This is a genomic window from Acidovorax sp. FG42, assembly GCF_057809195.1.
The window spans coordinates 457,215-476,521 of record NZ_JBMDJM010000001.1 but is presented as its reverse complement, the minus strand read 5'-3'; the positions used below and the strand labels follow the sequence as shown (position 1 = coordinate 476,521).

Below are 19,307 nucleotides of genomic sequence, written 5' to 3'. Positions count from 1 at the left end.
CAGCTTACGAGATATAAAGAACTGAGATAGCTGTTTTACGGCTTTCTTATGTATACAGAAAATCACCTTTTCCGCACAATTGCGCTACTCCAGCCGCGATCCGCACCCGGGCTGTATACCAAGACTGCGACAACACCTTCCACCCACGGAGAGAGACAACCATGTATCCCAAGAACGCCTGGTACGTAGCCTGCACGCCCGACGAGATCGCGGACAAGCCTCTGGGCCGCACCATCTGCGGCGAGAAGATCGTGTTCTACCGTCCCGCGCCCGATCAGGTCGCCGCGCTGGACGACTTCTGCCCCCACCGGGGCGCACCGCTGTCGCTGGGCACGGTGTGCGAAGGCCATCTGCAATGCGGCTACCACGGCCTGCGGGTGGAATGCACGGGCAAGTCGGTGTCCATGCCCGGTCAGCGCGTCCAAGGGTTCCCCAAGGCGCGCAGCTTTCCGGTGGTGGAGCGCTACGGCTTCATCTGGGTGTGGCCCGGCGACGCCGACAAGGCCGACCCCGCCACCATCCACCACCTGCCCTGGGCCAACAACCCCGAATGGGCCTATGGCGGCGGGCTGTACCACATTGCCTGCGACTACCGCCTGATGATCGACAACCTGATGGACCTGACGCATGAGACCTATGTGCACTCCACCAGCATCGGCCAGAAGGAAATCGACGAAGTGCCCTGCAAGACCCGCGTGGAGGGCGACGAGGTGATCACCAGCCGCTTCATGGAAGGCATCGAGGCCCCCCCGTTCTGGAAGATGGCGCTGCGCATGAACGGCCTGCCCGACGACCAGCTGGTGGACCGCTGGCAGATCTGCCACTTCACGCCCCCCAGCCATGTGCTGATCGAGGTGGGCGTGGCGCTGGCTGGCCACGGCGGCTACAACGCACCGGCCGACAAGAAGGCGTCGAGCATCGTGGTGGACTTCATCACGCCCGAGACCGAAACGTCGATCCACTACTTCTGGGGCATGGCGCGCAACTTCAAACCGCAGGACCCGTCGCTCACCACCCAGATCCGCGACGGCCAGGGCAAGATCTTTGCCGAAGACCAGCAGATGCTGGAACTGCAGCAGGAGAACCTGCTGCGCTACCCTGACCGCAAGCTGCTCATGCTCAACATCGATGCGGGCGGCGTGCAGTCCCGCAAGATTCTGGACCGCTTGCTGGCCGCCGAGCGTGCACCGGCCGCTGCCCAGGCGGTGGCCGCATGACCGCGCAGGAGACCCTGCAGGTCCGCGTCGTCAAGAAGCAGGCCGAAGCCGAAGGCATCGCCAGCTATGAGCTGGCGCGGCTGGACGGCGCGGCGCTGCCTCCGTTCAGCGCGGGCTCGCACATCGATGTGCACCTGCCGGGCGGCTTGGTGCGCCAATACTCGCTGTGCAACGCCTCGCACGAGTCGCACCGCTACCGCATCGCCGTGTTGCGCGACCCGGCCTCGCGCGGCGGCTCCGTCGCCATGCACGACAGCGTGCACGAGGGCGATGTGATCACCATCAGCACGCCACGCAACCACTTTGCGCTGCACCCTGCACAACGCACGCTCCTGCTGGCAGGCGGCATTGGCGTGACGCCCCTGCTGTGCATGGCCGACCGGCTGGCGCGCACCGGTGCCGACTTTGCGCTGCACTACTGCACCCGCTCTGCCGAACGCACGGCGTTTGCCGCCGAAATTGCCGCATCGGCCATTGCGCCGCACGCCCACTTTCACTTCGATGCAGGCGCCCCCGAGCAGAAGCTGGACACCGCCGGCGTGCTGGCAGCCCCCAGCCCCGACAAGCGGCTGTATGTGTGTGGCCCGGCAGGCTTCATCGATCATGTGGTGACCACTGCCAAGGCCCTGGGCTGGGCGCAGGACCATATCCACCTGGAATACTTTGGCGCCCCGGCGCAGGACACCTCGGGCGACCAGGGCTTTGAGGTGCGCATTGCCAGCACGGGCAAGGTCTACCCCATTGCGCCCGATGTGTCGGTGGTGGAAGCGCTGCGCAAGGAAGGCATCGACATCCTGACCTCGTGCGAACAAGGCGTGTGTGGCACCTGCCTCACGCGCGTGCTGGAAGGCGAGGTGGATCACCGCGACATGTACCTGACCGATGAGGAAAAGGCGGCCAACGAGCAGTTCATGCCGTGCTGCTCGCGCGCGCGCAGCAAGTTGCTGGTGCTGGATCTGTAGGCGCCAACAGCCCCAGTTCAGCAAAAAGGCGCTGCAGGCTTTGGGCTGCAGCGCCTTTTTCATTTGCTCCTGAATTGATAGCCACCAGCGCATATGAATCATGCGCTTGAAGCCAATTCGGCTTGAATAATCTGACTATTCCTGTTCCGCAGCCGCTGCGCGAATGGTCTCGCGGCCATTGCGGTCCTTCACGCGGCCCAGGTCGGTGTCGAGGGCGCGGGCCAGTTTGTCGGCCGCGCCGATGAAGGCATTGGCCATCTTGTCGGCGTCATCGGTCACGGTCACAGGCTGGCGGCCGGTGACGCGTGCCTCGATGCGGCAGCGCTTGTCATTGGCACCCGACTTGCCGGCATCCAGGTCGGTCAGAAACACCTCCAGCCGTGTCACATGGTCCTGAAAGCGCGACAGCCGGCTCTTGCACTCGTCCGTGATCCAGCGCGCCAGGGAATCGCCGCCGTGGATGTGCTCATCGGTGTTGACTTGTACTTGCATGGGGAGGGTCCTTCCTGATGAAGTTGCGAAGTCCCCATCATGGCACCGGCATCCATATCCCCGGTAAACACATGTCAAAGGATGTTTACAGCTTGTCCAGCGCCACGGCGGGTTGCCAGGGGGCCTCGGTGGGCAGCGCACGCGCCTCGGCCACGCGCTCCCGCAGACGAGTGGCGGCAGGGTCGCCGGGCAGCCGCTCCAGCACCCGTGCCAATTGCGCCTCGGCGCCGGTCCAGTCGCGCGCATGGAAGGCGGCCAGCGCTGCGCTGCTGGCCTCGCGCACCATGGCGTCGTCGCAGGGCGTGAACACGCGCACGGGCTCGGTCTTGCCTTTGACGATCACATCGTCCAGCGCACGCAACGTCACCGTGGGCGGCAGCTGCGCTGCGGTGGAAGCCGACAGCAGGATGCCGGTGCCAAACGCCTTGTTGGCGCCCTCCAGCCGTGCCGCCAGGTTCACTGCATCGCCAATCGCCGTGTACGAAAAGCGCTGGTCCGAACCCACATTGCCCACCACCACGCGCCCCGTGTGCAGCCCGATTCGCATGTGGATGGGTGGCAGGCCCCGCGCACGCAGGTCGGCCACCAGCGCCTGCATGGCCTGCTGCATGGCGATGGCGGCAGTCACCGCGTGTTCGGCATGCTGCGGGTCGTCCAGCGGCGCACCCCAGAAGGCCATCACTGCGTCGCCGATGAACTTGTCAACCGTACCACCCGTGGCGTGCACGATGGGTGTCATGGCGTTGAAGTAGCCGGTGAGCACCTCCACCGTCTGCTCGGCGCTCAGCTGCTCGGACAGTGTGGTGAAGTTGGCCAGGTCGGTGAACATGAGCGTGACCTCGCGCGCCTCGCCGCCCAGGCGCATCAGCTCGGGCTGCGCAATGAGGCGCGAGACCACCGCGGGTGGCACGTACTGCGCAAACATCGCCCGCGTCTGGCGCGCGCGCTGGCGCACCACGGCATAGCCCACCAGCGCGGCCGCTCCATAAATGGCAACCGCCGCCACCGCTGGCAGCAACGGCGGCCACCACAGGCGCAGGCCGGCAAACAGCACCCACGACGCGGCGCCCATGGCCACCACCAGCGCAGCCGTCAGCGCCGCCGCGCCCGCCGGGTGCAGGCGTCGGCTGGCCCACAGCAGCACCGGCAGAAGCAACACGGTGATGGCCAGGGTCCACGCGTCTGACACGCTGCGCAGCCCGCCGCCGGTGAGGTAGTTGTCGAGCAGCGTGGCCTGCAGCTCTACCCCAGGAAACAGCCGCTCACCACCTGATGTGCCAAACGGCGAGTTGAACAGGTCGGCCTGCGAGTGCGACAGCTCGGTGGCGGTGCGCGCCGAGCGCCCCACCAGCACGATCTTGCCCTTGAAGAACCCCGAAGGCAGCAGCCCCGGCTCCAGCGCCTGGTAGTACGAGCGCGTGTCAAACGTGCCGCGCGGCCCCCGGTAGCCGATCCAGTCGAAGTGGTGCAGTGCGGGCGCCTGGCCACGGGCCTCGGCCGCACGCTGGGCCAGCCGCAGTGCAAAGCCCTCGCGCGCGGCGGGGGCGCGGCGCACCACAAAGTCGTCGTCCGGCTCCACCCCGGCATCGCCCGCATCGGCGCCCGCATCCAGAAGCCGCTGCAGCGGCTGAATGTCCATCCACAGCGCGGCATTGGCGCTGTCGATCTTTTCGCGGGTGGAGGCCAGCACCACCGGCAAGCCTTGCACCGCCTGGGCAATGGCGCGGTCCAGTGCGGCGTCCTCGGCCTCAGTGGTGGGGTCGGCAAAAACAATGTCCAGCCCCACGGCCAGGGCGCCGTCGGCGCGCAGCCGCTCCAGCAGCGCCGCATGCACGCTGCGCGGAAACGGCCAGGTCTGCTGCAGCTCCTGAAACGTGGGCTCGTCGATCGCGAGAACCACCGCCGGCGCGGTCGTGCGGTGGGGGGCCGCCAGCGCCGTCATCACGTCAAAGGTCTTGAATTCCAGCACGTGCCAGGTGCGGCTGAGCGTGGCGACCCCCACCAGCAGCAGTACCAGCACGCCCGCCGCCAGCGAGAGCCACCGCTGGCGCTGCCGGGCCTGCGGCATTGCTGCCCGATCAGAAGCGGTAGCGCGCATCAAGGACATAGCGGGCTTTTTGCCGGTCGGACTTGGGCGCCCACAGGTTCAATGCCGCAACCCCCACCACCCAGCGCTTGTCCTGCGTTTCCCAGAAGCCCATCAGGTCCACCCCCCAGCCCGGCGCGCGGCGCGTGAGGTTCTCCTTGTCCTCAAACCGCTCCGAGCGGTACACCGCACGCGCGCTCAGGTACAGCCGCTGCGCGCTGGCCCAGGTGGCGCCCAGCGCGACAGTGTGGCGCGGAATGTAGGGAATGCGCCCCACCACCTCGGCACCGCCATCGATCGTGCGGCTTTCACTGTGCTGGTACAGGTACTTGGCGTAGCCCGACCAGCGGCGGCTGAACATATGGTTGACCGTGCCGCCCAGGGTCTGCAGCGTGCCACGCTCAAAGCTTGGCGTGTCTTCGAGCAGATCGCTGGTGGACAGGTTGACCAGTTGCGCGTTGCGCATCTCTTCGAGGAACGGCAGGCTGGGGGTGCGCAAATCCACGCCCACGGTGCCGGGGTTGTTCACCCGCAGATGGTCGGCGCGCAGGCCCACGAAGGTGTTGGCGCCCACCTCCATGCCCAGCTGCGCCACCGTGCGTTTGTGGCGGCCACCGGCTTCGACCAGCCGGTCTTCGACGGGAATGCCTGCGGTCTCCACGCTGGCGAGGGTGGAGACGCTCAGAGGCCGAAGCCAGTCCTGGTACGCCACGCGCAGCGTGGTGCCCGCCGCAGGCTGCCACACCGCACCCAGGCGCGGCGTGACCACGCGCTCGGTGTCCGCGCGGCGGGCCTGGTCTTCGCTCAGAGCATCCAGTCCCACCAGATAGCTCTGCGTGAGGCCGTCCACGCGGTGGCGGATTTGTTGCAACCCCAGCGCGGCGTCCAAGGTCAACGCTGGGTCCAGACGCTGCGTGGTGGCCAGGGTGAGGCCGGTGTAGCGGCGGTCAATGCGGTTGTAGCCCGCCAAGACGAGGTAGTCGCGGTACAGGCCCAAACCTGGAATGTCTGCCACCACGGCGGCCTCGCCCGCCAGCAGGTTGTTCTGGCGCTCGCGCACATGCTCCAGCGTCACGCTCCAGCGGCTGCCGGGGCTCGTGTCCACGGTGTGGCGCAGCTGGATGTCGCTGAAGTCCTTGCGCGGGGCACTGCTCACGCCCATGACCGTGAGGAACGGCGGCTCGATGTAGGCCGTGGGGTAGCGCAGCAATTGCAGGTTGTCCACGCTGCGGCCCAGCTTGATCCAGGTCTGCTCGGTCGGCCCCCACCGGTAGGCCATGCCCAAGGCGCCCTGGGTGACGGTGTCGTCCAGGGCCGTCTCTTGCGCGTTTTGGCCGCGCAGGCGCATGCTGAACTGGTTGGCATAGGCAAACAGGTTGATGCGCTCGGTGGGCTGCATGCCGACCCCCGCGGTGATGGCGTGGGCCCGCAGGTCGCCCTCGCCGGCACGCATGGCGGGAAGACGGTTGACCTGCAGATCGAACGGATAGGCGCTCACATCCGCCGTCTGCGCCTTGAAGAACCACGACACCGGTATATGGCTGTTGTCCAGGCCATTGAGGGTGACCGCTGGCGCACGCATGCTGTAGAACTCGCGGTCCAGTGTCACGCCCACCGATCCGTGGCTCCCGGGCTGCTGCAGCAGCGGCGAAAAACGCTGGCTGCCCCCAAACGCCATGGGGTCGGTCAGAAAGCCCTGGAACAGCGCCGAGTTCTTGTTGAACTCGCCCGCATAACGATCCGCCATGAACAGGTGGCTGCCGCCCCAGTAGGGATAAAAACTTTGCTGCGCCATCTCCAGCGCCCAGTCTTCCATGCCAAAAAACGCCAGCGATGCGCCCAGGTTGGCACTGCCCTTCTGGTCGTTGGCCACCTGGTTGAGCGACTTGAGATACGGCATGCGCGCCACGGCAGCGCGCGCGGCCTCCACCGCTTCGCCGGGCTGGAACAGATCGGTGTGGATCTGCGCCAGCAGCATGTAGGGCACCGGGTCCTTGTCGTCGAGCACGGTGGCCTGCTGCAAGGTGGTCAGCGCGTCCTGGTGGCGGCCCAGCTGGTAGTACGCCACGGCGGTCCAGGTCTTGGCGCGGGCATAGCGGGGCTCCATCACGCCCGCCCGCAAGAACGCATCCAGTGCGGCATCCGGCTGCCCTTGCTTGAGGTGCAGCAAGCCCTGGCCGGTGAGCGCAACGTAGTCCGCCGGGTTGTCGCCCAGCGCGGTGGCAAACGCCTGGCCCGCCTCGGTGAATTGGTTCACAAAGGTCTCCAGCGTGCCCAGCTCGCCCCAGGCGCCGGGCGACTGGGGTGACAGCTGCAGCGCGCGCCGCAGGTTTTCGCGGGCGGGGCGCGGGTCTTCGCGCTCGGCGTGTGCGCTGCCCAGGCCTTGCCAGGCGCGTGCATCGCCCGGTGCGAGCGTCTGGGCCTCGGCATAGGCCGCCAGCGTGCCGGGCGCATCGCCCCGGCGCCGGGCCAGCTCGGCGCGGACCAGCGCCAGGTCTGCGTGGGCCGTGCCTTGCGCGGGGGCCAGGGTGGCAGCCGCTTCGTCCACACGGTCACTCAATATCTGCACCCGTGCCAGTTGCGCCACCAGCGACGGGTGGGCGGGCCAGCGCTGGAGAGCCGCGCGCAGCGTATCGGCTGCTGCGGCCCCTTCGCCCTCCATGAGCTGCACGTCGGACTGCATGAGCCACGCGGGCAGCGGCGCGGCGTTGGCGGCAGCCACCTGCCGTGCCAGCAATCCGCGCGCGGCCGGCAGGTCGCCCACCTGCAGGGCCACGGCGGCATCGAACACATCCACCCATGCGGGTGCGGCCGTGGTGCGCGCCTGCGCCAGCGCCGCACGTGCCGCGGCGAGGTCGCGCGCCGCCAGGGCATCGCGCACGGGCACCAGTGCTGCAGGCACGGCCTCGGCCGACAGGTGGGGCACCGGGTCGGCCCGCAACGCGTTGACCCACTGGATGCGGTCGCGCGGCTGGCTCAGCACCAGCTTGACCGGGGCCTTGCCCACTTCGGCCAACGCCGCTTCGTTGGCACCCACGGACACCGAACCCTGCGCGTTGGAAAACTCCACCGTGCCCGAGAGCACGGTGATCAGCGTGCGGCCGTCGTCCTCCACACTGATGTCCCAATCGGTGCCACGGATCGCTGCGGTCGCGGCCGGTGTCTCCAGGTTCAGGCGGCTGCCGTCGGCGCGTTTGGTCTGCGTCCACGCACGGCCGGCATTGAGCAGCAAGGTGGTCACCGGCTGCGCCGGAGTGGCCACGCCCTTGACCTGCAGCACCGTGTTCTGGTGCAGGCGCAGCTGGGTGTCGTCTGCAAACAGCAGCGCCATCTTGGCGGCCTGCCGCGTGCGCACAAAGTCGCCCTGGGCCAGGGCCTGGGCCAGCTTGGCAGGCCCCCAGTCGGCTGCGGAGGCCGCACGCTGGTCACCGGTACCTTGCAAACTGATGATCTCGGCCGCGGCACCAGCGGGCACGGTGGCCTGGGCCACCAGCGGGCAGGCGGCGGCTGTCGCGGCCACCAGCGCGGCCAAGGCGGACAAACGGAATGTTGGATGGGGCATTTTTTCTGCTTTCGGGGAAGGCGTGCATCGCGCCACCCGGCGCCCCTCCCTGGCACCGGGTGAGCCGAAATTATGGCCAGCACCCTCACAAAATCCGCCGTCACCCCAGCGCGATGCGGACACATTTCATGAAGAAAGCCACATTTCGTTGCAGGTTGTGACGCTTTACGCACCCCGCCAACCCATAGAGGCGACGCGCGGCTCCGCACGGCCCTTTCCTACAGACGCCACAGGGGGCGCAGTGCTACAACTGCAGCAATCACGCGCACAAGCGCTGCCCGGAGCTTTCCCCCATGCCTGCTGCCCCCCGCCTCAAGATTGGCCTGTCCGCCTGCTTTCAACACGCCGACCCTGCACGCCCCCTGTTCACGGGCAAGACGCTGCAATATGTCGAGCAGTCCATCGCGCACTGGCTGATGTCGGCCGGTGCCATGGTGGTAATGGTGCCGTGCCCCACAGGCGAGACCGCGCGTGGCGACGTGACGCTGGACCACTACGCCGAATGGCTGGACGGCATCGTGATGCACGGCGGCGCCGACGTGTGGCCGGGCAACTATGGCGAGGAGCCCTTGCGCGAGGAGTGGGTGGGCGACCGTGTGCGCGACCTGTACGACCTGGCTGTGGTCAAAGCCTTTGCCCAGGTGGGCAAGCCCATCTTTGGCGTGTGCCGGGGCCTGCAGCTCATCAACGTGGCCTTTGGCGGCGCGCTGTACCAGGACATCGAGACCCAGCACCCTGGCGCGCAGCAGCACCGCAACGCCACCACCTACGACCAGCACTTCCACGACATCCAGATCCTGCCGGACTCTCACCTGGCCAAGCTGTACCCCAACATGCCACGCGCCCGGGTCAACAGCATCCACCACCAGGGCATCAAGCGGGTGGCGCCGGAGTTCGTGGTCGAGGCCCTGAGCGAACCCGATGGCGTGCCCGAGGCGATTCGCCTGAAGCCCGCGCCAGGGCGCGGCTACATCGCCGCCACGCAATGGCACCCGGAGTTCCACAAGCAGGGCTCGGACACGCTGGACGACACGGCCATCCTGAATGACTTTCTGGCGGCTTGCGAACAAGCCAAGGCCCACCCGCGACCTGCAGCGCGCCCCGCGCCCTCGCTGCGGGAGCGGGCCGCGCGGCGGCTACGGCAAGCACTGTCACGGGAGCGCAACTGACGCAGACGCAGGTGCGCCGGTGCCCGCAGGCTATACCGCCGCCAGCACGTCTTGCAGTTGTGCCCGCAACCAGCGGTGCGCCGCGTCCTGCTGGTAGCGCACATGCCAGATCAGGTACATGGGCAGGCTGGGGCAAGCCACTGGCACCGGCACATGCGCCAGCGCCGCCAAGGCGGTGCACCCCATCAGCGATGGCGCGGTGGTGAGCAGCGCAGTCCCCCGCACAAACGCGGGCAGGGCCGCAAAACCCGGCACACGCACCACCATGCGACGGCGCACGCCACGTGCCTCCAGCAGTTGGTCCAGCTCCAGCCCCCGGCGCGCCTCGTAGGCCACGGTGGCATGGTCCGCGGCCAGGTACTCGGCCTCTGACAGCGGAGCGCTGCGCACGGCGGGGTCGTAGAACACGCGGTACTGATCCTCCAACAAGCGCTTTTGCACGATGTCGGTGCCCTCCGGCGGACGGGGGCTGATGACCAGCTGGCACGCGTCGGAGCGCAGCAGCTCGGCACTGGGGGCACCGCTGGGCACGATGCGCAGCGTGACGCCCGGTGCCGCGCTGCGCAGGCGCGCCGCCAGTGCGGGCAGCAGCAGATCGCGCTGAAAGTCGTTGGCCGCAATGGTCAGCTCGGTCTGCCAATGCAGCGGGTCAAACGCGGCCCCTTGGGCAAAGAGCTGCATCTGGTGCAGCATGTCGCGCGCAGGCTGGGCCAATGCCTCGGCGCGGGCAGTGGGCACAATCCCTCGCCCGCGCTTCACAAACAGCGGGTCACCGGTGATGGCGCGCAGCTTGTCGAGCAAATGGCTCACCGCCGACTGGGTGACGCCCAGGCGTTCGGCCGCCGCCGTGATGCTGCCCGTCTCCAGCACCGCCAGCAGCAGCTTCAGCAGGTGCCCGTCCAGCTGTGATCCATCGAATTTGCTCATGCATTCGATGATCTTGGGCCCCTTCATCTTTGGCAATGCCGTCGCGACACTGCGGGCTGACTTACATCAAGCCCCGGAGACTTCCATGCCTTCCCGCAACCCCCCAATCCCCGGCACCACGCCGTTCGATGGCGACCAGGCCCGCAAGGGCTATGCGCTGAACAAGATGTGCTTCTCGTTCAACAACGAGGCCAACCGCAAGGCCTTTGTGGCCGACGAAGAGGCGTACATGAAGCAATACGGCCTGAACGAGGAGCAGGTCGCCGCCATCCGCGCCAAGAACGTGCTGCAGCTGATTGCCGCAGGCGGCAACGCCTACTACCTGGCCAAGTTCGCGGGCATCTTCAAGCTGGACATGCAGGACATCGGCGCGCAGCAGACGGGCATGACCAAAGACGAATTCAAGGCCATGCTCGTGGCCGCAGGAAAAGACTGAGCCCCCACGCTCCCCACTGCGTGTGGTTCGCTGCCCCCCAGGGGGGCCTCAGGCGGCTTGGGGCGGCCCGGCGCCGCCTGAACAACACACGCCACAACAACCTTCATCAGGAAAACGAAATGGCACAACTCATCGGCGGCCTCGGCACCTCGCACATCCCGGCCATTGGCAACGCGATCCACAAGGGCCTGCAGAACGAGCCCTACTGGAAGCCCTTCTTCGACGGCTTTCCCCCCATCCGCCAGTGGCTGGGCGAGAAGCAGCCCGACGTAGTGGTGATGTTCTACAACGACCACGGCCTGAACTTCTTTCTCGACAAGATGCCCACCTTTGCCGTGGGCGCAGCGGCGCAGTACAACAACGCCGACGAAGGCTGGGGCATCCCCACGTTGCCGCCCTTCCGGGGCGAGGTGGACCTGTCGTGGCACCTCATCAACACGCTCATCGAGCAAGAGTTTGACGTGACCACCTGCCAGGAGATGCTGGTGGACCACGCCTGCACCCTGCCGCTCAAGCTCTTCTGGCCCGAGGGCGATTGCCCCGTGACGGTGGTGCCGGTGTGCATCAACACCGTGCAGTTCCCGCTGCCCTCGGCCAAGCGCTGCTATGCGCTGGGCAAGGCCGTGGGCCAGGCGATCCAGAGCTGGGACAGCACCAAGAAGGTGGCGGTGATTGCCTCGGGCGGCCTCAGCCACCAGCTCGATGGCGAGCGCGCGGGCTTCATCAACAAGGCGTTTGACCTGCAGTTCATCGAAAGCCTGACCACCAACCCCGAGTGGGCCACGCAGTTCAGCGTGCACGAGCTGGTGGAAAAGACCGGCACCCAGGGCGTGGAACTGCTGATGTGGCTGGCCATGCGCGGGGCGCTGTCCACCGCCAGCGCGGGGGTGCGGCGGGTGCACAGCAACTATCACATCCCCATTTCGAACACGGCCACGGCGGTGATGGCCCTCGAAACGGTGTAATCCAGCAATTTTCAGGTGATTTTGGCTGCAAGCGCATAATTTTCATGCGCTTGCAGCTATTAAATTAGGAGCATATTGCCGCTATCGTTTGACCCCAGGCTGGCGTCAGACAAACAAAATACTGTAAATTCATCCAGTGAATTTACAGTCCAAACTCGCCATCCTGGCCGACGCCGCCAAGTACGACGCCTCGTGTGCATCGAGCGGCGCTGCGCCGCGCAACTCGGTGGGCGGGCGCGGCATGGGCTCCACCGAAGGCATGGGCATCTGCCACAGCTACGCGCCGGATGGGCGGTGCATCTCGCTACTCAAGATTCTGCTCACCAACTTCTGCCAGTACGACTGCCTGTACTGCGTGAACCGGGTGACCAGCAACGTGCCCCGGGCGCGCTTCACGGTCGATGAGGTGGTGCAGCTCACGCTCGACTTTTACCGCCGCAATTGCATCGAGGGGCTGTTCCTGTCCAGCGGCATCATCCAGAGCCCCGACTACACCATGGAGCAGGTGGTGGAGGTGGCCCGCGTGCTGCGCGAAGAGCACGACTTTCGCGGCTACATCCACTTGAAAACCATTCCCGACGCGTCGCCCGAGCTGATGGAACGCGCCGGCCGCTATGCCGACCGCCTCTCCATCAACATCGAGCTGCCCACGGCCGAAGGCCTGAAGGCGCTGGCCCCTGAGAAAAACAGCGCCGCCATCGACCGGTCCATGGCCCGCATGGCGGTGCACATTGGCGAATCCCGCGCCGCGCGCAAGGAGCAGGCTGCACAGCCCATCGTGTCCATGCCGCAGTCGCGCACCACACGCCGCGCCAGCGTTCCGCACTTCGCGCCAGGCGGGCAAAGCACGCAGATGATCGTGGGAGCCGATGCCACCAGCGACCGCATCATTCTCGCCACCAGCGCGCGGCTGTATGGCGCGCACCAGCTGCGGCGCGTGTACTACTCAGCCTTCAGCCCCATCCCCGACGCCGCCCACGCCCTGCCGCTGGCCGCGCCACCCACGGTGCGCGAGCACCGGCTGTACCAGGCCGACTGGCTGATGCGCTTTTATGGCTTCACCCACGACGAGATCGTGCCGACATCTCAGCAGGGCATGCTGGCGCTGGACATGGACCCCAAGCTGGCCTGGGCCCTGGCGCACCGCGAGCGTTTTCCGGTCAACCTCAACACCGCGCCGCGCGAACTGCTGCTGCGCGTGCCCGGGTTTGGTGTGCAGACGGTGGACCGCCTGCTGGCCGCGCGCCGCGTGCGCTGCCTGCGGCATGCGGACCTGGCGCGGCTGCATGTGCCGCTCAGGAAAGTGCTGCCCTTTGTGGAGGCGGCCGACTACCGCCCCGGCCGTGCGCTGGACCCCGCTGACCTCGCCGCGCAGTTGACGCCGCCGCCGGTGCAGCGCAGCCTGTTCTGAGCTGGAACGGCACGGATGCAGCGCCACACCATCACGCTGGACCACGCCACCGACTGGCCCGGTTTTCGCCAAGCGGCACGCGCCCTGGTGCAAGCCAACGTGCCTCCGCAGACTGTGGACTGGCGCTGCCAGGCGGATGCCGCTGAAGACCTGTTCGCGCCCGAGCCTGCAGCCAGCGACACCTGGCCCAGCCCAGCCCCCGATGCGCCGCCGCTGCGCGTACCGCCCGACTTTGTGCACCTGTGCGAGCAGCTCATCCTGCACCGCGAACCGGGCCGCTTCTCGCTGATGTACCGCCTGCTGTGGCGCATGGCGCAGGGCGGCAATGAAGCCGACAGCGCGCGGCACGACCCGCTGGACGCCGACCGCATGTTGGCCCACCACATGGTCCGCAGCGTGCGGCGGGGCATCCACAAGATGCACGCCTTTGTTCGCTTCCGGCCCGTGGTGGAACCCGATGGCCAGACCCTGTACATGGCCTGGTTCGAGCCCGACCACTACATCACCGTGGCCAACGCGGGCTTCTTCATCCGCCGCTTCACGCAAATGCGCTGGGCCATCCTCACGCCCGACGCCAGCGTGCGCTGGGACGGGCAGCAGCTGCACACCGGCCCCGGCGCACAGCGCAGCGATGCCCCGCCGCCCGATGCGGGCGAGGCGCTGTGGCTCACCTACTACCGCCACATCTTCAACCCCGCGCGGCTCAAGCTCACCATGATGAAAAAGGAGATGCCCACGCGCTACTGGCACAACCTGCCCGAGGCCGCGCTCATCACCGGGCTGACGCAGACCGCGCACGAGCGCAGCGCAAAGATGGTGGAGGCCGAGGCCACCGTGCCGCGCAGGCGCATTGCGCCACCAACGCCGCGTTCGCAGTCGGCCGCAGGGACGCCCTTCATCCCAGCGCCGCCTCGCGCATCACCCGGAACTGAGGGGCCGACACCGCCGGTGTCCAGCGCCACGGCAGCACCTGCGGCCGCCACAGGGCGCGCAGCACCGTGAGGCGCAACACGCGCTGCGCGCCCGGCCAAGCAGCACGCGCTGCGCGGTCCCACAGCACCTCGGCCTGCGCTGCAATGTGCAGCAAGCCGCCCTCTTCATAGTCCACCACCAGCAAGCCTGCCAGCGGGTGCAGGGCGAGGTTGCCCAGGGTGTTGAAGAACTGGTTGCCCGGGTAGTCCGGCAGGCTCAGCACCACGCCAGCCTCCGTGCGCGCCACCTGCACAAAGCCCGGCTCGCCGCCCCGGTGCGACACGTCCACACCTTCGCTGTGCCCGGCGCCAGGGCGCGGCGCCGAGGCACTGGCAATGAACAGGGTGTCGGCACGCTGCACACGCGCGATGGCTGCGTCGTCCAGCTCGGCGCCCAGCCACTGCACCGGGCCCGGGGCAACCAGCGCCGCGCGCAGGCCGGGCTCGCGGGCCTGGATGTATTTGGGGCAGTTGCCAAAGCTCTGCACCACCTGCACGCCCAGGCCGTCGTCGCCAAACGCCGTCACCCGCCCGTTCATGCGGTTGCGTCGCCGGGTGTGCGGCTCCAGCCCCAGCACGCCCACGGCCGCGCCAGGCGCCAGGTGTGCAAGCACGGGGTCCTTGGAATCCGGCGCGGTGGCGATCTGCATGCGCAGCGCATCGGGGGTGTGCACAATACCGGGCGGGCCGGCAAGCATGGTGGCCCACGGCTGGCCTTGGTCATCCAGCGCCCCCAGGAGCAAGGTGGGCAGCTTTTCAAACAGCTCGCGGTGCTGGTCGGGCATGTGGTCGCGCAGCACCATGGCACCCACGGCCGCCATGCGCTCACGCACACCCACGCGCGCCTGCAGGGCCTGCTCGCCAGGGTGGAATGCCTCGGGCGGCGCCGGCACCGCAACCGATGCAGCGATCTCGGCGGTTGTCATGCCGCCACCTGCTCGGCCGCGGGCAGCTGGTCGGCCAGCACCGGGTAGCCCGGCAACGCCTGCATGCGCGCCACCCAGGCCGCAATGCGCGGGTAGGTATCCAGCGGCAACCCCGCCAAGTGCGCCTGCGAGGTGTAGCTGACCATGGCCACATCGGCCAGGCTGGGCGCTGAGCCCCCGAGCAACCAGGCCCGCCCCTGCAGTTCGTCCTCCATGAAGGCGAGCAGGCGCTTGCCGGTGGCCTGCGCCACCTCGTTCACGGCACGGCCCGTCAACGTCGCAAAGCGCGGCCCCCCAATGCCCGGCGCCAGAAAGCCCGCCGCCAGGCTGAACCAGCGCTGCAGCTGCGCCTGCCCCACGGCGTCTTGTGGCAGCCAGGCACTGCCGGGGGCGTAGCGCTGCACCAGATACACCAGGATGCCATTGCTGTCGCTCAGCACTTGGCCCGCGTCCACCAGCACGGGCACCTGGCCCAGCGGGTTGAGTGCCAGAAACTCCGCGCGCTGGTGTTCGCCGCGCAGCAGATTCACGTCAATCAGTTCATAGGGCAAGTCGAGCAGGGACAGCATCAGCTCCACGCGATGGCAATGGCCCGAGATGGGCATGCGGTACAGCTGGAGCGGGGTGGTAGGGAACATGGTGAAGCCTCGTCGGTGGGTGAGTGAAAAGATGGCTCGACGATATCTATTGCAAGCTACGATGTGAATAACCAATCACTGCTTTTCATAATTGCGGCATCCGCAATAATTGGTTGCATGGACTATCTCGATACCCTGCGCTGTTTTGTGGCTGTGGCGGACGCTGGCGGCTTTGCCGTGGCGGGCCGGCGGCTGGGCTGCTCCGCCACGGCTGTCACGCGCGCCATCGCGGCGCTGGAGGCGCGGCTGGGTGTGCTGCTGTTCCAGCGCAGCACGCGCATGGTGCGGCTGACCGAGGCGGGCGAGCGCTTCTTGCAAGACTGCCGCCCCCTCCTGAACGACCTGCACGAGGCCGAGCAGGCCGCCAGCGGTGCACAGGCCGAGGCCCAGGGCCTGCTGTCCGTCACCGCCCCGCAAATGTTCGGCATCCAGCATGTGGCGCCCATCGTGCAGGGCTTTTTGCAGGTCCAGCCGCGCGTGCAGGTGCGCACGCTGTTCGTCAACCGGCTGGTGCATTTGCTCGATGAAGGCATGGACGTGGCCATCCGCATCGCGCCCCTGCCCGACTCGGGCCTCACTGCAGTGCAGGTGGGCGCGCTGCGCCGCCTGGTGGTGGCGTCTCCCGCCTATCTGGCGCAACATGGCAGGCCGCGCCACCCGGCCGACCTGATCAACCACCGGGCCATCGGCTTCGCGTTTGACGCACGCACGCCAGCGCCCTGGAAGTTTCGCGATGGCGCCACCGGCCAGCCGCAGTTCACCTGGATCAGCAACAGCAACGAGGTGGACATTGCCGCCGCAGAGGCAGGCATCGGCCTGACCCGCTGCCTTGCCTACCAGGCCGCAGCCGGCCTGCGCGCAGGGCGCTTGCGCATCGTGCTGGCCGACCACGAACTGCCCCCCGTGCCCGTGCACATCGTGTACCCCGCAGGCCGGCGGGCCCCGGCGAAAGTGCGCGCCTTTGTGGAATGGGCACGCGAGCGCTTGACCAAGGAGCAAGTGCTGAACGGGCGCGGTCTGGGGCGCGGTAACGCCTTGTTGCCAATGACTTCGTAACCTGTCATCGCAACGCCTCCGAGCGCCGTTGCATAGCTAAGTCCGACGCTGTGTCGGGCGGTCATCCGATCTGAAAGGATTTCTCATGAACAAGCTCCTCGCTGCCCTGCTCGCCGGTTTCTTTGTGACCGCATCGTTTGCCCAAGCCGCTGCGGCCCCCGCAACGCCAGCAACCCCCGCGAAGGCCGCGGCGCCTGCGACCCCTGCCACATCGGCCATGCCTGCCACCCCAGCGACTCCGGCCACGCCCGCCACACCAGCGACCAAAGCCGAAGCCAAGCCCGCAGTAACGCCGACCGCCACCGCATCTGCCCCTGCAGAAAAGAAGGCAGAGAAGAAGGCGAAGGCCAAGAGGACCAAGGCAACGGCAGAGAAAAAAGCCGACGCTGCCAAGCCTGAAGCGGCCAAGTAATTCACGACGCTTCACCGAACAAAAAAAAGCCCGCAATGCGGGCTTTTTTGTGCCTGGGTATCCGCTACCGGACGCCGGCGCAGATGGCTGGTTCGCCAAGGTCTGAGGGTGTCACCAGCCCCACGCTGGCGAGCAACCATCAATGGTGATGGCCATGCGCACCGTGCACATGGCGGTGCGCAATTTCTTCAGGGCTGGCGGCGCGCACTTCAGTGACCTTGCAGCTGAAGGTCAACGCCTGGCCTGCCAGCGGGTGGTTGCCGTCCAGGTGCACTTCGGGGCCCTTGATCTTGACCACGTTGAACACGGCGGGCTGGCCGTCGTTGCCCACGCCTTGCAGCTGGCCGCCGACCTTCACGCCGGGCGGGAACTCGCTTTTGGGGATGGTGCGCACCAGGCTTTCATCGCGCGCGCCAAAGGCGTCTTCCACCGCCAGCTGCAGCGTGGTGCTGAAGCCTACGGCCTGGCCATCGAGTGCGGCCTCGACCTTGGGGAAGATGTTTTCGTAGCCACCGTGCAGGTACGACAGGTGCCCCGCATCCAGCGGCTTGCCCTGGGGGGTGGTGACCTTGTAGGTGATGGTGACGGCGGAGTCTTTGGTGATGGTGGTGGCCATGGTGGTGCTTGCGCTTTCAGGCGGTGAAGAATCGGCGCGGGGCTGGCAGGGGTATGCCACCAGCCGCCGCGCGGGTCAGAACGAAACCCCGGATTGTCCACGAGGCGCCGGACGGCTGCCGCAGGGCCTCGTGGAAGCTTGGCAGGGCCTGGTGAACAACCCTATGCGCCCGGCAGGGCCTCGGCCGGGCGCTCTTCCTCCGTCTGGCCCGGATAGCGCGCAAAACGCCGCGCTTCGTTGCCGTGCACCGGGTCCTGGTCGGGCCAGGGCCAGCCGCCGAACTGGGTACGGCGGTAGTCGTTCATGGCCTGCATGATCTCGGCCTGTGTGTTCATCACAAACGGGCCGTACTGCGCCACGGGCTCGGCGATGGGCTGGCCTTGCAGCAGCAGGCATTCCAGCGGCGTGGCGCCGGTGTTGGTCAGCAGCCAGTCCTGGCCGGCCACCAGCTCCAGCGCAGCGTGCTGGCCCACGTCCTGCGGTCCCACGCGCAGGCTGTCGCCCACAAAGAAGTACAGCATGCGGCGCGTGCCCTGGCCGCGCGCAGCGGGCAGCGTCCACTGCGCACCGGGCTCCATGCGCAGCGTCCAGATGGCCACATCGCCCTCGGGCTGCGAAGCCCAGGACTCGGGTGGCGGCGCCAGCGGCGCGGGCGCGCCGGGCAGAGCGCCCGCCACCACCGTCACCGTGGTGGCGCGACCTGCGTCGTCGTGGTGGACCAGGCGCGGAATGCGCTCGTTCCACAGCATGGTGAAGTGCGGCTCCACCATCTTGTTCTTCGCGGGCAGGTTCAGCCAGATCTGGAACAGCTCCAGCGGGTTGGGCTCGGTGGCGTTGAGCAGCGGGAACATCTCCGAATGCACGATGCCCTTGCCCGCCGTGACCCACTGCACATCGCCCCCGCCAAAACGCGCGGCGGCGCCCAGTGAGTCGGAATGGTCGATGAGGCCCTTGCGCACCAGGGTCACGGTTTCAAAGCCCCGGTGCGGATGGCCCGGAAAGCCAGGCACCGTGTCGCCGTGGTACATGCTCCAACCGTCCTTGCGGCTGAAGTCGCTGCCGATCTGGCGGCCCTCCAGCGACACGGCGGGCGCAAACGCGCCATTGCCTGCGGGGTAGGCGTCGTCATGGTGGGCGCAGAACAAGAACGGGTCCATCGTGGGCCACAGCGGACCCAGCGCCTGGGCCTGCACGACGGGCAGGCTGGCGGCAGACGAAGACACGGTGGGGGAGGACGACATCAAGGACTCCTTGGGTTTGCGCCACCGGCTATCGGGCAGCACGCCTGCCAAAGATAAGGCCAGCGGCCGCTTTCAGAAGTGCGCTGGGTGGAACAGTGCGGTGCGGCATACAGGACAGTGCCGCACAGTGTGCGCACACAGCTTGCGCCACCATTTCAAGTCAAATCAGCCGCATGCGCCAGCGCAACCTGCCTGAGCAGCTATCAACTAGATAGCAAAC

The 19,307-nt window shown here is 67.4% G+C and carries 17 protein-coding genes; 9 read left to right on the top strand and 8 right to left on the bottom strand.

What is annotated here, in order from left to right:
* Positions 1–161 precede the first annotated feature (161 nt).
* Positions 162–1,217 carry an aromatic ring-hydroxylating dioxygenase subunit alpha gene (locus ACODSM_RS02205; protein WP_015016190.1) on the top strand — a complete coding sequence of 352 codons (1,056 nt, stop codon included), beginning with the start codon at positions 162–164 and terminating at the stop codon, positions 1,215–1,217.
* Positions 1,214–2,179 carry a PDR/VanB family oxidoreductase gene (locus tag ACODSM_RS02200; RefSeq protein ID WP_488804192.1) on the top strand — a complete coding sequence of 322 codons (966 nt, stop codon included), beginning with the start codon at positions 1,214–1,216 and terminating at the stop codon, positions 2,177–2,179. The genes ACODSM_RS02205 and ACODSM_RS02200 overlap by 4 nt, the downstream gene beginning before the upstream one ends.
* Positions 2,180–2,314: 135 nt before the next feature.
* Here the strand turns inward: ACODSM_RS02200 and ACODSM_RS02195 are convergent, their stop codons facing one another.
* From ACODSM_RS02195 to ACODSM_RS02185, 3 genes are all read right to left on the bottom strand, one after another.
* Complete coding sequence (locus ACODSM_RS02195) at positions 2,315–2,671, bottom strand: HPF/RaiA family ribosome-associated protein (RefSeq protein ID WP_488804191.1); 357 nt, start codon at positions 2,669–2,671, stop codon at positions 2,315–2,317.
* 85 nt (positions 2,672–2,756) lie between these two features.
* On the bottom strand, positions 2,757–4,778 hold the full coding sequence (locus ACODSM_RS02190) for a CHASE2 domain-containing protein (protein ID WP_488804190.1): 2,022 nt from the start codon (positions 4,776–4,778) through the stop codon (positions 2,757–2,759).
* Complete coding sequence (locus ACODSM_RS02185; protein ID WP_488804189.1) at positions 4,750–8,319, bottom strand: TonB-dependent receptor domain-containing protein; 3,570 nt, start codon at positions 8,317–8,319, stop codon at positions 4,750–4,752. The genes ACODSM_RS02190 and ACODSM_RS02185 overlap by 29 nt, the downstream gene beginning before the upstream one ends.
* A gap of 293 nt (positions 8,320–8,612) precedes the next feature.
* On the opposite strand from ACODSM_RS02185, the gene ACODSM_RS02180 reads away from it, so the two are divergent.
* Positions 8,613–9,488 (top strand): gamma-glutamyl-gamma-aminobutyrate hydrolase family protein, encoded by an 876-nt coding sequence (locus ACODSM_RS02180; protein ID WP_476018017.1) that lies wholly within the window; start codon positions 8,613–8,615, stop codon positions 9,486–9,488.
* 30 nt (positions 9,489–9,518) lie between these two features.
* Here the strand turns inward: ACODSM_RS02180 and ACODSM_RS02175 are convergent, their stop codons facing one another.
* Positions 9,519–10,424: a LysR family transcriptional regulator gene (locus tag ACODSM_RS02175; protein ID WP_488804240.1), complete on the bottom strand. Its 906-nt coding sequence runs from the start codon at positions 10,422–10,424 to the stop codon at positions 9,519–9,521.
* Positions 10,425–10,500: 76 nt separating this feature from the next.
* Between ACODSM_RS02175 and ACODSM_RS02170 the strand changes: the two genes are divergently transcribed.
* The 4 genes from ACODSM_RS02170 to ACODSM_RS02155 all read left to right on the top strand — a co-directional run bounded on the left by ACODSM_RS02170 (position 10,501) and on the right by ACODSM_RS02155 (position 14,229).
* Positions 10,501–10,851, top strand: a complete 351-nt coding sequence (locus tag ACODSM_RS02170) for a protocatechuate 4,5-dioxygenase subunit alpha (protein ID WP_488804188.1) — start codon at positions 10,501–10,503, stop codon at positions 10,849–10,851.
* A gap of 119 nt (positions 10,852–10,970) precedes the next feature.
* Positions 10,971–11,816: a class III extradiol dioxygenase family protein gene (locus ACODSM_RS02165; RefSeq protein WP_488804187.1), complete on the top strand. Its 846-nt coding sequence runs from the start codon at positions 10,971–10,973 to the stop codon at positions 11,814–11,816.
* Positions 11,817–11,952: 136 nt separating this feature from the next.
* Complete coding sequence (locus ACODSM_RS02160) at positions 11,953–13,227, top strand: putative DNA modification/repair radical SAM protein (RefSeq protein WP_488804186.1); 1,275 nt, start codon at positions 11,953–11,955, stop codon at positions 13,225–13,227.
* 15 nt (positions 13,228–13,242) lie between these two features.
* Positions 13,243–14,229 (top strand): TIGR03915 family putative DNA repair protein, encoded by a 987-nt coding sequence (locus tag ACODSM_RS02155; RefSeq protein ID WP_488804185.1) that lies wholly within the window; start codon positions 13,243–13,245, stop codon positions 14,227–14,229.
* Here the strand turns inward: ACODSM_RS02155 and ACODSM_RS02150 are convergent.
* Positions 14,123–15,124 carry a pyridoxamine 5'-phosphate oxidase family protein gene (locus ACODSM_RS02150; RefSeq protein ID WP_488804184.1) on the bottom strand — a complete coding sequence of 334 codons (1,002 nt, stop codon included), beginning with the start codon at positions 15,122–15,124 and terminating at the stop codon, positions 14,123–14,125. The genes ACODSM_RS02155 and ACODSM_RS02150 overlap by 107 nt on opposite strands.
* Positions 15,121–15,762 carry a glutathione S-transferase family protein gene (locus ACODSM_RS02145; protein WP_488804183.1) on the bottom strand — a complete coding sequence of 214 codons (642 nt, stop codon included), beginning with the start codon at positions 15,760–15,762 and terminating at the stop codon, positions 15,121–15,123. Before ACODSM_RS02145 ends, ACODSM_RS02150 begins: the two co-directional genes overlap by 4 nt.
* 117 nt (positions 15,763–15,879) lie before the next feature.
* Here ACODSM_RS02145 and ACODSM_RS02140 point away from each other — a divergent pair, with 117 nt between their 5' ends.
* A complete protein-coding gene (locus ACODSM_RS02140) occupies positions 15,880–16,818 on the top strand; it encodes a LysR family transcriptional regulator (RefSeq protein ID WP_488804182.1) in 939 nt (312 codons plus the stop codon).
* A gap of 85 nt (positions 16,819–16,903) precedes the next feature.
* Positions 16,904–17,230 (top strand): hypothetical protein, encoded by a 327-nt coding sequence (locus ACODSM_RS02135; protein WP_488804181.1) that lies wholly within the window; start codon positions 16,904–16,906, stop codon positions 17,228–17,230.
* Between the two features lie 139 nt (positions 17,231–17,369).
* Here ACODSM_RS02135 and ACODSM_RS02130 read toward each other — a convergent pair whose 3' ends face one another.
* Entirely contained in the window at positions 17,370–17,846 is a 477-nt protein-coding gene (locus tag ACODSM_RS02130; protein ID WP_060985498.1) for an FKBP-type peptidyl-prolyl cis-trans isomerase, read from the bottom strand.
* Positions 17,847–18,007: 161 nt separating this feature from the next.
* A complete protein-coding gene (locus ACODSM_RS02125; RefSeq protein ID WP_488804180.1) occupies positions 18,008–19,087 on the bottom strand; it encodes a pirin family protein in 1,080 nt (359 codons plus the stop codon).
* Between the last annotated feature and the right edge of the window lie 220 nt (positions 19,088–19,307).

What these genes read in the sequence shown, in the direction of transcription:
- ACODSM_RS02190 (WP_488804190.1), bottom strand. Translation starts at nt 4,778, where the DNA reads ATGTCCTTGATGCGCGCTACCGCTTCTGATCGGGCAGCAATGCCGCAG.
- ACODSM_RS02140 (WP_488804182.1), top strand. Translation starts at nt 15,880, where the DNA reads ATGGACTATCTCGATACCCTGCGCTGTTTTGTGGCTGTGGCGGACGCT.
- ACODSM_RS02170 (WP_488804188.1), top strand. Translation starts at nt 10,501, where the DNA reads ATGCCTTCCCGCAACCCCCCAATCCCCGGCACCACGCCGTTCGATGGC.
- ACODSM_RS02150 (WP_488804184.1), bottom strand. Translation starts at nt 15,124, where the DNA reads ATGACAACCGCCGAGATCGCTGCATCGGTTGCGGTGCCGGCGCCGCCC.
- ACODSM_RS02185 (WP_488804189.1), bottom strand. Translation starts at nt 8,319, where the DNA reads ATGCCCCATCCAACATTCCGTTTGTCCGCCTTGGCCGCGCTGGTGGCC.
- ACODSM_RS02130 (WP_060985498.1), bottom strand. Translation starts at nt 17,846, where the DNA reads ATGGCCACCACCATCACCAAAGACTCCGCCGTCACCATCACCTACAAG.
- ACODSM_RS02180 (WP_476018017.1), top strand. Translation starts at nt 8,613, where the DNA reads ATGCCTGCTGCCCCCCGCCTCAAGATTGGCCTGTCCGCCTGCTTTCAA.
- ACODSM_RS02165 (WP_488804187.1), top strand. Translation starts at nt 10,971, where the DNA reads ATGGCACAACTCATCGGCGGCCTCGGCACCTCGCACATCCCGGCCATT.
- ACODSM_RS02195 (WP_488804191.1), bottom strand. Translation starts at nt 2,671, where the DNA reads ATGCAAGTACAAGTCAACACCGATGAGCACATCCACGGCGGCGATTCC.
- ACODSM_RS02155 (WP_488804185.1), top strand. Translation starts at nt 13,243, where the DNA reads ATGCAGCGCCACACCATCACGCTGGACCACGCCACCGACTGGCCCGGT.
- ACODSM_RS02145 (WP_488804183.1), bottom strand. Translation starts at nt 15,762, where the DNA reads ATGTTCCCTACCACCCCGCTCCAGCTGTACCGCATGCCCATCTCGGGC.
- ACODSM_RS02200 (WP_488804192.1), top strand. Translation starts at nt 1,214, where the DNA reads ATGACCGCGCAGGAGACCCTGCAGGTCCGCGTCGTCAAGAAGCAGGCC.
- ACODSM_RS02205 (WP_015016190.1), top strand. Translation starts at nt 162, where the DNA reads ATGTATCCCAAGAACGCCTGGTACGTAGCCTGCACGCCCGACGAGATC.
- ACODSM_RS02125 (WP_488804180.1), bottom strand. Translation starts at nt 19,087, where the DNA reads ATGTCGTCCTCCCCCACCGTGTCTTCGTCTGCCGCCAGCCTGCCCGTC.
- ACODSM_RS02135 (WP_488804181.1), top strand. Translation starts at nt 16,904, where the DNA reads ATGAACAAGCTCCTCGCTGCCCTGCTCGCCGGTTTCTTTGTGACCGCA.